The 14,525-nt window shown below is 76.1% G+C and carries 15 protein-coding genes and 1 pseudogene; 6 read left to right on the forward strand and 10 right to left on the reverse strand.

Annotated elements, in window-relative coordinates; genetic code table 11:
- Nucleotides 1–4 precede the first annotated feature (4 nt).
- On the forward strand, nt 5–487 hold the full coding sequence (locus tag AB2L28_RS11105) for a DinB family protein (protein ID WP_370718793.1): 483 nt from the start codon (nt 5–7) through the stop codon (nt 485–487).
- A 102-nt stretch (nt 488–589) separates the two neighbouring features.
- Nucleotides 590–2,872 (forward strand): putative bifunctional diguanylate cyclase/phosphodiesterase, encoded by a 2,283-nt coding sequence (locus AB2L28_RS11110; RefSeq protein ID WP_370718794.1) that lies wholly within the window; start codon nt 590–592, stop codon nt 2,870–2,872.
- Here AB2L28_RS11110 and AB2L28_RS11115 read toward each other — a convergent pair.
- The 4 genes and pseudogenes from AB2L28_RS11115 to AB2L28_RS11130 form a co-directional block, all read right to left on the reverse strand.
- Entirely contained in the window at nt 2,851–3,414 is a 564-nt protein-coding gene (locus AB2L28_RS11115; protein ID WP_370718795.1) for a GNAT family N-acetyltransferase, read from the reverse strand. The genes AB2L28_RS11110 and AB2L28_RS11115 overlap by 22 nt on opposite strands.
- A 185-nt stretch (nt 3,415–3,599) precedes the next feature.
- Nucleotides 3,600–3,920, reverse strand: a complete 321-nt coding sequence (locus AB2L28_RS11120; RefSeq protein WP_370718796.1) for a DMT family transporter — start codon at nt 3,918–3,920, stop codon at nt 3,600–3,602.
- Complete coding sequence (locus AB2L28_RS11125) at nt 3,917–4,258, reverse strand: DMT family transporter (RefSeq protein WP_370718797.1); 342 nt, start codon at nt 4,256–4,258, stop codon at nt 3,917–3,919. The genes AB2L28_RS11120 and AB2L28_RS11125 overlap by 4 nt, the downstream gene beginning before the upstream one ends.
- A 267-nt stretch (nt 4,259–4,525) precedes the next feature.
- A pseudogene (locus AB2L28_RS11130) lies at nt 4,526–5,431 on the reverse strand (LysR family transcriptional regulator).
- Between the two features lie 71 nt (nt 5,432–5,502).
- Here AB2L28_RS11130 and AB2L28_RS11135 point away from each other — a divergent pair.
- Nucleotides 5,503–6,426 carry a DMT family transporter gene (locus AB2L28_RS11135; protein ID WP_370718798.1) on the forward strand — a complete coding sequence of 308 codons (924 nt, stop codon included), beginning with the start codon at nt 5,503–5,505 and terminating at the stop codon, nt 6,424–6,426.
- On the forward strand, nt 6,423–7,535 hold the full coding sequence (locus tag AB2L28_RS11140; protein ID WP_370718799.1) for an adenosine deaminase: 1,113 nt from the start codon (nt 6,423–6,425) through the stop codon (nt 7,533–7,535). The genes AB2L28_RS11135 and AB2L28_RS11140 overlap by 4 nt, the downstream gene beginning before the upstream one ends.
- A 3-nt stretch (nt 7,536–7,538) precedes the next feature.
- Here AB2L28_RS11140 and AB2L28_RS11145 read toward each other — a convergent pair whose 3' ends face one another.
- Nucleotides 7,539–8,522 carry a helix-turn-helix transcriptional regulator gene (locus tag AB2L28_RS11145; protein WP_370718800.1) on the reverse strand — a complete coding sequence of 328 codons (984 nt, stop codon included), beginning with the start codon at nt 8,520–8,522 and terminating at the stop codon, nt 7,539–7,541.
- 61 nt (nt 8,523–8,583) lie between these two features.
- On the opposite strand from AB2L28_RS11145, the gene AB2L28_RS11150 reads away from it, so the two are divergent.
- Nucleotides 8,584–9,177, forward strand: a complete 594-nt coding sequence (locus tag AB2L28_RS11150) for a TIGR03086 family metal-binding protein (protein ID WP_370718801.1) — start codon at nt 8,584–8,586, stop codon at nt 9,175–9,177.
- On the opposite strand, the gene rsgA is transcribed toward AB2L28_RS11150, so the two are convergent.
- A complete protein-coding gene (gene rsgA, locus AB2L28_RS11155) occupies nt 9,168–10,028 on the reverse strand; it encodes a GTPase RsgA (protein WP_370718802.1) in 861 nt (286 codons plus the stop codon). The genes AB2L28_RS11150 and rsgA overlap by 10 nt on opposite strands.
- 197 nt (nt 10,029–10,225) lie before the next feature.
- Nucleotides 10,226–11,143: an NADP-dependent oxidoreductase gene (locus AB2L28_RS11160; RefSeq protein ID WP_370718803.1), complete on the reverse strand. Its 918-nt coding sequence runs from the start codon at nt 11,141–11,143 to the stop codon at nt 10,226–10,228.
- 87 nt (nt 11,144–11,230) lie between these two features.
- Here AB2L28_RS11160 and AB2L28_RS11165 point away from each other — a divergent pair, with 87 nt between their 5' ends.
- Nucleotides 11,231–11,722 carry a MarR family winged helix-turn-helix transcriptional regulator gene (locus AB2L28_RS11165; protein WP_370718804.1) on the forward strand — a complete coding sequence of 164 codons (492 nt, stop codon included), beginning with the start codon at nt 11,231–11,233 and terminating at the stop codon, nt 11,720–11,722.
- Nucleotides 11,723–11,741: 19 nt separating this feature from the next.
- Here AB2L28_RS11165 and AB2L28_RS11170 read toward each other — a convergent pair whose 3' ends face one another.
- The 3 genes from AB2L28_RS11170 to AB2L28_RS11180 form a co-directional block, all read right to left on the reverse strand.
- Entirely contained in the window at nt 11,742–12,302 is a 561-nt protein-coding gene (locus AB2L28_RS11170; RefSeq protein ID WP_370718805.1) for a CvpA family protein, read from the reverse strand.
- Nucleotides 12,303–12,462: 160 nt separating this feature from the next.
- Nucleotides 12,463–13,098: a hypothetical protein gene (locus tag AB2L28_RS11175; RefSeq protein WP_370718806.1), complete on the reverse strand. Its 636-nt coding sequence runs from the start codon at nt 13,096–13,098 to the stop codon at nt 12,463–12,465.
- Nucleotides 13,091–14,464 (reverse strand): aldehyde dehydrogenase family protein, encoded by a 1,374-nt coding sequence (locus tag AB2L28_RS11180; RefSeq protein ID WP_370718807.1) that lies wholly within the window; start codon nt 14,462–14,464, stop codon nt 13,091–13,093. The genes AB2L28_RS11175 and AB2L28_RS11180 overlap by 8 nt, the downstream gene beginning before the upstream one ends.
- Nucleotides 14,465–14,525: the final 61 nt, after the last annotated feature.

Here is a 14,525-nt window from a genome sequence, read left to right on the forward strand (position 1 = left end):
GCCCGTGCGTCACGGCGGGTCCGCCCACGCCGGGCTGCGGGAGCAGCTCGACGCGTTCCTCGACGAGCACCGCGGCGCCCTCGCGGCCTGCCTGGACGGTCTGAGCGAGGAGCAGGCGCGGCGCCGGCTCGTGCCGTCGGAGACGACGCTGCTCGGCCTGGTCAAGCACGCCACCTTCGTCGAGCGCGTCTGGTTCGAGGAGGCCGTCACCGGGCGCAGCCGGGCCGAGCTGGGGATCGAGGCCGGGCCGACGGAGTCGTTCGCGCTCACCGCGGGCGACACGGTCGCCTCCGTCCGCACGGCCCACGCCGCGGCGTGCGCGGCGTCGCGGCGGGCTGTGGCCGACCTCGACCTCGACGACGTGCTGCCGGGCAACCGACGGGGCCCGCTGCCGCTGCGGTGGGTCCTGCTGCACGTGCTGCGCGAACTGGCCCAGCACTGCGGGCACGCGGAGATCCTGCGGGAGCAGGTGCTCGCGGCGGGGTGAGGGGCGCTCGCGCGGCGTGCGGTGGTGCCACCCGAACGGACCAGCCCGTGATCAAGGTCGTGGGACCGGGAGCCGATGGGACCGGGGATGAGAGGAGTCCACGTGGTCCAGCAGGAGGTGACCGCCCCGCGCCGCCCGCGCGGGTGGTTCGCGTACGTCCTCGCCGCCGCGGTGCTCACCGTCGCCTACCTGCTGCCGCTGCCGGACGCCCTGCGCTCGGCCGGGGTCGGCGTCTTCGGCGTGGGCGCCCTCGTCCTCGCCGCGGTCCTGGTCCGCCGGCGACGGCCGGAGCCGCCCTCGAGCTGGTCGCTCGTGCCGCTGTGCGCGGGCCTGTTCCTCCTCGGTTCGGTGCTGCGGCCGTGGGCCGACGGGAACCCCGGCCTGGCGGCCTTCGCCCCCGACCCGTTCTCCCTCACCGGGTACGCCCTGCTCGTCGTGGCCCTCGCGCGGATGGCGCGGGCCGTGGGCGGGCTGCGCCGGGAGGTCGTCTGCGACGTCCTCGTCGCGAGCCTGGCCGGCGCCTCCGCGGCCGTGCAGTTCCTCGTGCTGCCGGTGCTGGACCTGCCCGGGCGCACGGTCCTCGGGTCGGTCCTCGCCGGGGTCTACCCGCTGTTCGACGTCGTCCTCGTGGTCCTGGCCCTCGACCTCATCATGAGCGCACCGGGGGTCGTGGCGCACCGCTGGTTGTGCGCGGCCGTCGCGTGCCTGCTCGTGGGGGACGTCGGGTACGCCGTCCTGGGGCGGCAGGGGTACTACGTCGCGCCCACCGCGTTCGACGCCCCGTTCCTCCTGGCGTACTTCCTGCTGGCCGTGGCGGTCCTGCACCTGCCGCGTCCGGGCGCGGCCCCCGCGCCGCCCCCTCCCACGTTCGACGCGTGGTCGGCGCCGCGGCTGGTCGTCCTCTGCCTGTCGCTGCTGGGGGCCGCCTACCTGGCGAGCACCCGCACCGACCAGGGGCTCGTGGGGCAGGTGGCCGCCTTCGCGCTGCTGTGCGCGATGATCGGCCTGGTCCTGGCGCGGGCGGTCGCCGCCGTCAACGGGCACGCCGCCGCCAAGGCCGTCCTGGAGCACCGCGCCACCCACGACGCCCTGACGGACCTGCCCGGCCGCGACGAGTTCGAGCGCCGGGTGCAGGCGCTCCTGGACGCCGAACCGGCCGCGGAACGCTTCGTCCTGTTCGTCGACCTCGACGGGTTCAAACGCGTCAACGACACCCACGGGCACGTCGTCGGCGACCTGCTGCTGTGCGAGGTGGCCGCCCGGCTGCGGGGGGTGGCCCCCGCGGGCGCGGTTCCGGCCCGGCTGGCCGGGGACGAGTTCGTCCTGACGGTCCCCGGCCCGGACGTGGCCGCGGTGGCCTGGGCCGTCGAGCTGCTCGACGCGCTGCGCCGGCCGGTGCGGTTGCCGGTCGGTGACGTCGTCGTCTCGGCCTCGGTGGGGATCGCTCCCGTCTGCTCGTCCCTGTCGGTCGCCCTGCGCGAGGCGGACCTGGCGATGTACCGGGCGAAGTCGCAGGGCCGGAACCGGTACGTCCTGTGGGACGACGAGTTGCGGCGGGCCATCGGTGACGACGTCGAGTTCGAGCTCGACCTGCGCTGCGCCGTGGCCGAGCAGTCCCTCGAGGTGCACTACCAGGCGATCGTGTCCCTGGCGACGGGTGTTCCCCGGGGCGTGGAGGCCCTGCTGCGCTGGAACCACCCCCTGCACGGGCCGATCTCCCCGGCCGTCTTCGTGCCCGTGCTGGAGGAGACCGGTCTGGTCCTGGAGGTCGGTCGCCGGGTCCTGGACACCGCGCTGGCCGACCTCGCCTCCTGGCGCCGGGACGGCGTCGTCGGCGAGGACTTCCTCGTGTCCGTCAACGTCTCACCGCGCCAACTCCTCGACCACGACTTCGCCGAAACCGTGCGGGACCTGCTGGCCGCCCGCGGCGTCTCCGGCGAGGCCCTGCTGCTGGAGATCACCGAGTCGTCGATGCTCGAGAAGGACGACCGCACGCTGGCCCTGCTGGACCGGTTGCGCGGTCTCGGGGTCGGCCTGGCCGTCGACGACTTCGGCACCGGGTACTCCGCGCTCAGCTACCTGCGCAGCTTCCCCGTGACGCGGGTGAAGGTCGACCGCAGCTTCGTCTCCGGGCTGGGGTGCGACGGAACCGACGCGGCCGTCGTCCGCGCCGTCGTGGCGGTCAGCGAGGCCCTCGGGCTGGCGGTCACGGCCGAGGGCGTCGAGACCGAGCAGCAACGTGCCGTCCTGGCCGGCCTCGGGGTCGGGCACGGGCAGGGGTGGCTGTGGCACCGCGCCCAGTCCGCGCCGGAGGCGGCCCGGTACCTGCGGGACGCCGGGGCGCGGCACCCCCGGCGGGCGGTTCAGGCCGACGCGAAGTCGTAGGCCCAGTACGTCTGCTCGTCGAGGCGTTCGCCGGTGGCCTCGTGGCCGAAGGAGTTCACGATCCGGCCGATGAGCCGGGGCAGGGCGAGCTGCTGGTCGTTGTAGCGGCAGATGTCGAGGCTGGCGACCCCGCCCTGGTCGTGGACGACGCGGCACATCGCCTCGACGAGGGTCACGAACACCCCGCTGCTGCGGTAGGCGGGGTGGACCCCCACGCACCCGATGTACCAGATGCTGCGCTCGGCGAACTGCCGCGGCCAGCGACGTTCGTAGTAGGCCTCGGACAACTGGTACACGGTGGACAGGTCGTTGGAGAACGTCGCGAAACCGCAGAGCACGTCGAGGTCGGCGTCACGCACGACGTACTTGAACACCCGCTCGTCCGCGCACACCTCGTCGAACTCCTCCCGCGTCATGAGGTGCTGCTGCACCGCGCGCGTGGCGAGCCCGCCGAACGCGAGTTCGTAGACCTTCCACGCCTGCTCGCGGTCGTCACCGGTCAGCGTGGTCGTCGTGTCCAGAACCGTCGTCGCGCGCGGCATGTCGTCTCCTCCAGGGGCGGGTGGGATGACCGGGATCCTGCCAGGACGCGTGCACCGTACGTGACGAGAGATGATCTTGGCCACCCTTCCGGCGCACCGGGTTTCCCTCGGACGGCGGCCTCGGCCACCCTCTGCTACGGCCGGCGGCGGCAGAACGGGTGAGTTCCCGGGCGGGCCCGGGGAGTTCAGCGGGCGCCGAGTTCGACGAGCACCACCCCGGCGGCGATGAGGGCCAGGCCGAGGGCCGTCGTGCGGGTCAGCGGGTCCCCGAACACCGCCCGGGACAGCAGCGCGGTCAGGGCGATGCCGACCGCCGACCACACCCCGTAGGCGATCCCGACGGGCATCCCGGCCCGCAGCGCGAAGGAGAGGAAACCGAACGACACCAGGTACCCACCGGCCACGACGGGCAGCCACCGGCGCCGCCGCCCCCCGTCGGAAACCCTCAGCACGGCGGTCGCGGCCACCTCGAACACCACCGCACCGGCCAGGAGCAGCCAGGTCACCGTTCCTCCCGCGGGTGGCGCGCCCCGAGCTCCACCAGGAGCACACCGGCGACGACGAGGGCGATCCCGCCGCCCATCACCGGGGTGAGGGGTTCGGCGAACAGGAACGCCCCCGCCACCGCGGTGAGGGTGACGCCGGTCGCGGCCCACAACCCGTAGGCCACCCCGAGCGACAGGCCGGTGCGCAGCACCGCGGCCAGCAGGACGAACGCCGCCGCGTACCCGGCCACGACGAGGACGAACCACCCCGGCCGGTCGTTCGCCGCCCGCAGGGCCAAGGTCGCCGTGACCTCGGACAGGACCGCCCCGGCCAGCAGGACCCACGTTCTCGCGCGCACCCGCGCACGGTAGCCGGGCCCGGGGGACCCCGGGGCGGGGTGCGGCCGGTGGCCGGTCCACCCCCGTCCGCGGGCGACTGCGACTCCCCGCCGTCGTCGCCGAACACGTCGTCGGTGTCGAGTTCTCGGTGCCGGACCGGGTGCTGGAGCGGGTGTCGCTGCGGACCACGCCGCTGGTCACGGGGCCACCGTCGGGGTTCGGCCTGTGCCGGTGCTCCGGGTCACGACCTCACGCCAGGACCTGCAGCGCGCTGCAGGTCGACCCGTTCACGCCCGGGCCGGGTCCGCCTCGGAGCGGGCGACGTCGCGCAGGGCGTCCAGGACGGTCCGCACACCGCGCCGGGCGAGGGCCTCCGGGCGCAGCAGCGCGTCCACGCGCCGGTTCACGCTCACGTCGGCCAGGGGGCGCAGCACCACGTCCGGCCCGGGGCGGCTCGTGCGGGCCGGTATCAGGGCGATCGCGTCCCCGGCCGCGACGACGGACGCCGCGACGAAGAACTCGTTGATGCGGTGGACGACGTCGAGGGGGCGGTGCGCGGCGACGGCGACGGCGTCGAGGGCACCGGCCAGCGGGAACCCCTCGTGCACGGAGATTCACCGCTCGGCCGCGACGTCGGCGACCCGCAGCTCCTCGCGCTGCGCCAGCGGGTGGCCCACCGCCAGCGCCACGTGCAGGGGTTCCAGCAGCAGCGGCACGACCCGCACCCTGCGGGTGGGCCAGGCGGGGGAGGCCTCGGGGCGGTGGGCCACGACGACGTCGTGGTCGGCGACGAGGGCGGGGAAGGCGTCCTGGGCGACGTCCTCGTCGGTGCAGCGCAGCGGCGGGGTGCCGTCCAGGGCGGTGAGCAGCGGCCCGAACCAGGCCAGCGCCGCCGAGTGGAAGGCGGCGACGGAGACGGGGGTGCGGGCCGAGTCGAGGTGGTCGCCCACGGCGCGGCGGGCGGCGTCCAGGGCGGTCGCGACGTCCACGGCCGCGCCGGCCAGCGCCTCCCCGGCCGGGGTGAGGGCGAGCTGGCGGCCCCGTCGCTCGGTCAGCGGGACGGGGCAGGACCGTTGCAGCGCCGCCAGCTGCTGCGACACGGCGGACGGGGTGACGTGCAGGGCGCGGGCGACGGCGACGAGGGTGCCGCGCTCGGCGAGCTCGCGCAGCACGGTCAACTGCCGCTCGTCCATGAAGGGATGCTAATGCCGGCGTTGAGCAGATCGACCTGGACTGGACGGTTGCCCGCCTGGACGCTGCAGGGGTGCGAGACCGACGGGTGGACGCCCTGCTGCTGGGCGTCGCGGTGGTGTGGGGCAGCAGCTACCTCGCGGCCAAGGCGCTGCTCGACAGCGGTGCGGGTACGGACGCGGTGCTGCCCGTCCTCACGCTGCGCTACGTCGGCGCGGCGCTCGCGCTCGCGGTCGTCGTCGTCCTCACCCGGGCCCGCGTCGGCCGGCACGAGCTGCGCTGGGGGCTGGTCCTGGGGTGCTCGCAGGCGGCGGTCCTGCTGCTGGAGACGTTCGGGGTGGCGGGGACCAGCGCGACCAACGCCGGTCTGCTCATCTCCACGACCATCCTGCTCACCCCCGCGGTCGAGGGGCTGTGGACCCGGTCCTGGCTGCCGCCGTCGTTCTTCGCCGCCGCCCTCGTCGCGGTCGTGGGCGTCGCGCTCCTCGTGGGCGGGGGCGGGTGGCGCACACCCACGGCCGGTGACCTGCTGGTGCTGGCCGCGGCCGTCGTGCGGGCCTGCCACGTGACGGCGATCGGGCGGGTCACCCGGCGCGTCCGGCTGGACCTGCGCGGCCTGACGTTCGTCCAGACCGTCGTGGGCGCGGTCGGGGGTCTCGCGCTGTCCCCCTCGGCGACCGTCGGGTTCGCGGCGTCGGCCGGTGCCGGGCAGTGGGCCGGGGTGGCGTACCTGGCGCTGGGGTGCAGCGTCTTCGCCTTCCTCGCGCAGTCCTGGGCCGTGCGCCGGACCTCGGCCGCGCGGGCGAGCCTGCTGCTGGGGACCGAACCGTTGTGGGCGGTGCTGTTCGGCGTCGTCCTCGCGGGCGACGCCCTCGGGCTCGCCGGGGTGCTCGGGGCCGTGCTGCTGCTGTCGGCCACGGCGGCCGGGCAGCGCATCGAGCTGCGGTCGGCCGCGCGCAGGCGGCCCACCCCGGAACTGGCAGGATCGGAACCGTGAGCGAGACGACCTCCCCGACGCAGGACCAGACCACCCTCGACCGCGTGCGGGCCCTGCCCAAGGTGTCCCTGCACGACCACCTCGACGGTGGTCTGCGTCCGGCGACGATCGTGGAGATCGCCGCGCAGAACGGCCACCGGCTGCCGACGACGGACCCGGAGGAGCTGCGCGCGTGGTTCCGCGACGCCGCGGACTCCGGCACGCTCGTGCGGTACCTCGAGACGTTCGACCACACCATCGCCGTCATGCAGGACCGCGAGTCGCTGGCCCGCGTCGCGACCGAGGCCGTCCTCGACCTCGCCGCCGACGGCGTCGTCTACGGGGAGCTGCGGTACGCCCCCGAGCAGCACCTGCAGGGCGGTCTGTCCCTCGACGAGGTCGTCGAGGCCGTCGAGGAGGGCATGCGTCGCGGGGAGCAGCAGGCCGCCGCGGCCGGGACGCCCGTCCGGGTCGGCACGCTCGTCACCGCGATGCGGCACGCCGACCGCGGTCTGGAGATCGCCGAGCTCGCGCTGCGCCACCGCGACACCGGGGTCGTCGGGTTCGACATCGCCGGCGCCGAGATCGGGTTCCCGCCCTCGAACCACCTCGCCGCCTTCGACCGCCTGCACGCCGAGAACTTCCCCGTGACCATCCACGCCGGGGAGGCCTTCGGCCTGCCGAGCATCGCCGACGCCCTGCACCCGTGCGGCGCCGAGCGCATCGGGCACGGCGTCCGCATCGTCGAGGACGTCACCGTGCACGAGGGCCACGACGCGCACGGGCTGCCGAACGCGACGCTCGGCCGCCTGGCCACGTGGGTGCGCGACCGCGGGGTCGTGCTGGAGCTGTGCCCGTCGAGCAACGTGCAGACGGGGGCGGCCACGAGCGTGGCCGAGCACCCGATCACGCTGCTGAAGGACCTGGGGTTCTCCATCAGCGTCAACACCGACAACCGGCTCATGTCCGGGACCTCGCTGTCGCGGGAGTTCGCGCTGCTCGTGGAGGAGGCCGGCTGGGACCTCGCCGACGTCGAGCGGGCGACGATCACGGCGCTGTCCGGGTCGTTCCTGCCCTTCCCCGACCGGGTCGCGCTGGCGAGCGACGTCATCCGGCCCGCCTTCGCCTGACCCTCACCCCGGGGCGTACGTCGCGAGGACGTCCCGGGCCGTCGCCACGAGGTCGGCGACGAGCTCGGGGGGTTCGAGGACCACGACGAGGCGGCCCAGGCCCAGCAGGACGGCCCGGGCGGCCGGCAGCGCGCGGAACGCGGCGCTCACCTCCACGAGCCGTTCGCCCTCGAGGACCGGCAGCTCGCGCACGACGGGCTCGGAGACCAGCTGGGCGTCGGCGATGCGCAGCAGCATCCCGGCGTCGGCGGCCGCCACGCGCAGCCGGACCCGCACCCCTGCGCTCGCGGGACGTTCCACCTGCTCGCGCAGCCGCTCCCACACCGCGGGCAGGGCCGGCAGGTCGGCCGGGACGGGGTCGTCGAGCACGTCGACGCCCACCACCCGGTCCACGCGGAACAGCCGTTCCCAGTCCCGGCCCGCCTCCGCCGGGGCGGCGACGAGGTACCAGGTGCCGCCCTTGGCGACGAGGCCGAGCGGGTCCAGCGTGCGCGTCGTGACGCGGGTGGCGCCGGCCGAGCGGTAGCGCAGCCGGACGCGGCGGGCCGAGAACACCGCCTCCTGCAGCGGTGCCAGGTGCTCGGGCCGTTCCTCGCGCGAGCGCCACCCGGCGGGTTCGACCAGGATGCGCTCGGCCGCCCGGGCGAAGGGGGCGCGTTGGGCCGACGGCGTCGCGGCGAGCAGCTTGCGGACGGCCGACTCCCAGGCGGGCCGTTGCGGGTCGCCCGTGCCGGCGGAGCCGGAGAACAGCGCGCGCGCCTCGGCGGTGGTGAACCCCGTGACGTCGGTGCGCCAGTTCTCCACCAGCGAGATGCCGCCGCCGCGGCCGCGTTCGGTCCAGACCGGCACGCCCGCCGCGGACAGCGCCTCCACGTCGCGCAGGACGGTGCGCGTGGAGACCTCCAGGCGTCGGGCGAGGTCGGGCGCCGTGCAGCGCCCGTGCGTCTGCAGCAGGAAGAGCAGGGACAGGAGGCGGTCGGCGCGCACCCGGTGAGGGTGTCAGGGAAAGGTGACGAGAGGTGTCGTGTTCAGGGCGGAAGCTGCCGTCATGATCACCGCAGAGGACCCCCGTCAGACCATGCTCCGCGCCGCCGACCTCGCCGGCCGTGTGCTCGACGCCGTCCCCGTCGCCGCTCACCAGGACCCGACCCCGTGCACGGAGTGGACGGTGGGCGACCTGCTCGGCCACCTCGTCGCCGTGACGCACCGCGTCGCCCACATCGCCCGCGGCGGGTACGCCTCCGACCTGCCGACGGTGCTGACGGCCGAACCCGACGAGGGTTTCGCCGCCGCCTACGCCGCCGGGGTCGACGGTGTCCGCGCGGCCTGGGCCGACGACGCCGTGCTGACGGCCACGGTGCACCACCCGGCCGGCGACGTGCCGGGCGCGGTCGGCGCGACGATCTACGTCCAGGAGTTCGCCACCCACGCCGTGGACCTCGCCGTCGCGACGGGGCGGCAGGACCTGCTGGAGGAGGAGTTCCTCGCCGGGGTCCTGGAGATCGCCCGGCGCGTCGTCCCGGCCCAGCGGGACGGTTTCCCCTTCGACCCGCCGGTCGCCGTCCCGGACGACGCCCCCGCGCACGTGCGGCTGTCCGGGTGGCTCGGCCGGGAACCCCGCGTGGCCTCCCGTCAGCTGTAGCGGTCGCGGTTCGCCTTCGCGATCCTCTTCCCCTCCCGGTGCCGGTCGGCGGCCAGGCGCGCGTCGGTCCGGCCGGCGAACCACGCCCGCTCCCGCTCGGGCGTGCGCAGGTTCTCCAGGCGATGCCGGTCGAACACCCCGACGTCGGAGACCCCGAGGCTGCGCAGGCCGGGGGTGTCGACGAGGACGAGCGGTGCGCCGTCACCCGGGACGGGGTGCAGTTCCCACGTCACCGTCGCGTGCCGGCCCTTGCCGTCCGCCGAACGGACCGCTCTGACCGCGAAGCGGTCCTCACCGAGCAGGAGGTCGGCCGGCGTGGACTTGCCCGCACCCGAGGAGCCGAGGAGGACGACGGTGCCCCGCAGGTGGTTCCGCAGTTCCGCGATCGTGGCGGGATCGTCCTGGCGGACCGGGACGACCTCGACCCCGACCGCGTCGGTCCGCACCCGTTCGGCGACCCGTTCGAGGTCGTGGGCGGGAACGAGGTCGCTCTCGGTCAGGGCGACCACGGGGTGCGCCCCGCAGTTCCACGCCAGGGCGAGGAACCGTTCGACCCGGCCGTTCGTCGTCCGCGACGGCGCGCCGATCGCGACGACGACCGTGTCGACGTTCGCCGCCAGCACGTGCTCGGCCGAACGCCCCGTCACCGAGGCCCGCGCGAGGACCGTCCGCCGGGGCAGGACTCCGACGGGTCGGGCCCCGACCGGGTCGTCGAGCGAGGGGCCGACCCAGCCGCCCGTGGTGGGTTCGGGCACGAGTGCCCCCGCAGGGACCTCGACCCGCTGCGGGCCGAGCGGGGTCTGCACGTCGCACGCCCCGCGGTGCACCCGCACGACGCGGGCCCGCAGCACCCGGGTTCCCCGCCGGGGAACGCGTGCCGGAACCCGCCGTGGAACCGGTGGGCAGCCCTGCGTGGAACACCGCCCAGCGCCGGTCCCGGTCCTCGTCCCAGCCGAGCCGGGTCAGCGGGTCGGAGGGGTGCCCCTCGATGGTCACGTCGTCGAGGTCAGGTTCGGGCGCGAACTCCCGGCGAGGGGTTTCCGGGCGGTCAGAGCGTCACGACGACGCGGCCGCGGAACCGGCCGGCCTCCCCGTCCGCGTGGACCGCGGCGAGGTCGGCCAGGGGGCGGCGCTGGGAGACGTCCAGGAGGAGTTCCCCGGCATCGACGGCGCGGACCAGTTCGGCCAGCTGCTTGGTGTCGTTGCGGACGTACAGGACGGTCCAGCGCACGTCGCGCGCCTCGTCGTCGGTCAGCGGCAGCGGCGGGGCGCTCACGGCGCGCCCGCCCGGGCGCACGAGGTCGGTGAGGCGGCTCAGCTGCGCCGGGTCCCCGGAGACGTTGTTGAACAGCAGGTCGACGGGTCCGTCGAGGGCGTCGGTCAGCGACGTGGTGGTGTAGTCGACGACCTCGTCCGCGCCGCGGGCCAGGACGGTGTCCCGGCTGCGTGGGCCGGCCGTGGCGATCACGTGGGCGCCGGCGCGCTTGGCCAGCTGCACCGCGAAACCGCCGACGCCCCCGCCCGCGCCGTTGACCAGGACGCGTTCCCCGGCCCGCAGGCGGCCGTGGTCGAACAGGCCCTGGAAGGCGGTGAGGCCGGCGACGGGCAGGACGGCGGCGTCGGCCAGCGGTACCGACGCCGGCGCCGGGACGAGCAGCTCGCGGGGCACGGCGGCGAACTGCGCGGCCCCGCCGCCGACGGGGACGCCGAGGAAGGCGACGACGTGCTCGTCCGTCTCCACGTCGTCCACCACCACGGTTCCCGACACCTCCAGGCCGGGGGTGTAGGGCAGCTCCACGGGGATGAGGTCGGTCATGACGCCGGAGCGGATGGCGGCGTCGACGGCGTTGAAGGTGGTGCCGGCGACCCGGACGAGGACCTCGCCGGGGCCGGGGACGGGCCGGTCGACCTCGGCGACCTGCAGGACGTCGGGGGTGCCGAAGCGGGTGACCTGGACTGCGCGCACGGTGCGCTCCTCTCGTCTAGTGCTCCGAATTCGAAGCATACGAGGAGAGTAGAGCTGCTTTGAATTCGACGCAAGTAGGCTGCCGGCGTGGACCGCAACGGACTCAGCGACCAGCAGCTCGCGGCGTACCTCGCCCTCACCGAGGTCGGCAACCTGCTCCAGCAGGCCGTCGCCGACCAGCTGCGCACCGACGGCGACCTCAGCCCGGTGCAGTTCCAGGTGCTCGCGCTGCTCGCCGCTCCCGGGGCACCGCAGTACCGCATGACGGACCTGGCCGACCGCATCGTCTTCAGCCGCAGCGGGTTCACCTACCAGGCCGGCCAGCTCGAGAAGCGGGGCCTCATCGCCCGCGAACCGTCCCCGCAGGACGAACGCAGCACCGTCGTGCGGCTGACCGACGACGGCCGGGCCCTGCTCGCCGACGTCATGCCCGGGCACGTGGAGGTGGTGCGCAGCCTGCTGGTGGAGGCGGTGCCCGACGGCGATCTCGGTGCGCTCAGCGCGGTGCTGGGCCCGGTGCGGGACCGGTTGCGCCAGGCCCCACCCCGCTCGGCGCGACCACGGCGCCGGCGGGGCTGAGGGGAGCGGTCCGGACGGGTCAGCGGCCCGGGACGGCGTCCAGGACCCGCCCGACCGTGGGCCCGGCCCCGTCGAACGCGCTGACGACGACCTGCCGGGCACGGTCCAGACCGTCGAACCGGTCGAACCCGTCGAACCCGCCCGGGGCGGCGACCGGGCTCCCCGGCAGCAGCGGCAGGACGAGGGCCAGGACCAGCACGGCGAGCCCACCGCGCAGGACCGCGCCGACGCTGCGGTCGAGCACCCGCAGGTGCACCGCCCCCAGCGCCCGGGCCAGGGCGGTGCCCAGCGCCCCGCCCAGGCCGGCCCCGACGACGGCCAGGACGAGGACGGCGCCGGCGAGCAGGGCGAGCGCGGTCCAGCCGGTCTGCGGCCACCGCGCGTCGATGCGGACGGCGAGGCTCAGACCGACCCAGGCCCCGGCCCCCAGACCGAGCAGGGTCAGGACGAGGCGCGAGGCCCCGCGGCGCCACCCGGAGCGGGCGGCCAGGACCACGACGAGCACCGCCAGGGCCAGCACGAGCAGATCGGCCAGGCGGCCCGCGCCGAACGGGTCCGGGAGGGAGAAGGGGATGTCCACGCCCAGACCGTATGCACGCCAGGTCAGTCGAAGCACCTGTGCGGCAAGAACTTCAGGGTCGCCTCAGGGTTTCCCCGGAGCGGTGCGGGGGACGGGTGCGGGACGTCCACGCGCTGCGCACGGATCCTCCGCGGCTCCTGCCCGGGACGCCCGCGTCCGCTCAGGCGGGCCGGACGGCGCCGGTGAACAGCGGGCCGACCAGCGCGAGGTCGTCGAGGTCGGCGAGGTGGTCGGGGGGCAGCGGGGGCAGGACGCGGGTGCCGGCCTCCGCGCACGCCCGGCGCAGCCCGGCGTCCCAGTCGTCGGGGGCCGCCCGCACGTCCAGCAGCGTCACGGTCGCGGCGAGCTCGCGGACGGTGCCGGGGTCGCGGGCCACGACGGTCACGGCCTCGGCGGGGAACTCCGCGGCCACGACGTCGACGAGGGCGGCGACCGCCGCGGACTCGTGGGCGACGACGCACCGCGCGCCCGCCGCGAGCGCCGAGCACAGGACGCGGGCCGCGCCGAGGAACTCCTCGGGCGGCAGGACGGCGAGCGGGGGCGGGCGCCGGCCGCCGGCCGCGACGGGCAGGACGAGGTCGAGCTTGTCGGCCCACCCGGCCCACCGCACGATCGTGTCGACGCACCCGTCCACCTGCGCGACCGCCTCGGAGATCCGGCAGCGGTGCGCGCGGCGCACCTGCTCGACGAAGCGCTGGCGACCGGACTCCACCTCGGCGGCGGCGGCCAGCAGCGCCCGCCCGCGCCGGGCGGCGCCGTGCGCGGGGGAACGGGGCCGGAGGGGGCGTTCACCCACGGCACGCCCGGAGCAGGTCCAGGGCGTCCTGGCGCGGGTCCGGCGGGGCGGGCACCTCGGTGCCGAGCTCCCCGCCCCACACGGTGACCGACCCGGCGCCCGCGAGGTGGGTCAGCGCGTCGTCGGCGGAGCGGATCGACCGGACCCCCGGGACGGGACCCGGCGGCGGCCACGCGCTGTGCCGCCCGACGGTCGCGACCCCCGGCGGTGCCCACCACCCGCCGGCGGGGAGCCCCGCCGGCAGGCCGGCCGTGGCGTCGAGGACCTCGCGCGCGGCCCGGGCCAGGTGCGGGGTGGGGACGGGGCCGACGGCGGTGGCCCGGTCCAGCGGGTGGCCGGTGCGCAGCCGCGAGACCACCGGCGCCACGCGCTCCACGAGCGCGTCGACGACGGAGCGGTGGGCGAGCACGCGGGACCCGCCGGGCCGCTCGTGGGCGCCGCCGATCGCGGCCTCCACGAGGGCCAGCGACACGGCCTCGAGGTCGGCTCCGGCGAGGACGACGTCCACGTGCGGGGCGTCGGGGCGCTGCAGCAGGGGCGTGCCGCGCCCGGCGAGCGCCACGCCCACCGCGCGCAGGTCGTCGGCGGAGCCGTCGGCGCGGACCGCGACGAGGTCGGGGTGGGCCCACAGGGTCGCGTCCGTCGCGGCGTCGGCGCCCGGCGCGGAGCGGACGAGCCCGGCGGGCAGCCCGGCCTCCTCCAGGAGCCGGACGAACTGCCGCGCGCTCGCCGCGGCCGCGGGCCGGGCCCGCAGCACGACGCCGCAGCCGGTCGCGAGGGCGGCGACGACGGCGCTGAGGGTGTCCGCGGTGCTCGTGCGCCAGGTGGTCAGGAGCACGACGACGCCACCGCCGGGGCGGTGCGCGGCGCCGACGCTCTCGAGCTTGTCGGCCCAGCCGGCGGCGGAGAACGCGGCGGTGTGCGCCGCCGGGACGTCGAGGGTGAACCCGGCGGCCAGGGGGCGACCGGTCGTCAGCGCGGCCGTGACGGCGAGCGCCCGCACGTGCCCGCCGAGGACGTCGGAGACGGCGAAGAGGAACCGCGCCCGGTCCTGGGCCGAGAGCCACGCCCAGTCGGTGCGGCTCGTGCCGGCGACGGCCGCGGCGATGTCGCGGGCCAGGTCCGGGCTGGTGTCCTCCACCCGCAGGAGGCGTTCACCCGTCGTGGGGGCGAGCACGTCGAGCAGGTCGCCGGTCGTCCCGGCGGCGCCGCCGGGGCCGTCGGCCAGGACGAGGCCGGGGACCTCGTCGGGCAGGGTGCTCGTGCCCGGGACGGGCGGGGGGGAGGCGGCCAGGGAGTCGGCGGCGGCGGGCAGGTCCAGGGTGGTCACGCGCAGCGGGGACTCCCGGGGGGCGGACAGTCCCACGACAGCATCCGGTAGCGAAGCGCTCACGAAGCGTGAGTCTACTGAGGTTCCTGTGTTCTGA

It is taken from the genome of Kineococcus mangrovi (assembly GCF_041320705.1).
Taxonomy (GTDB): Bacteria; Actinomycetota; Actinomycetes; order Actinomycetales; family Kineococcaceae; genus Kineococcus; species Kineococcus mangrovi.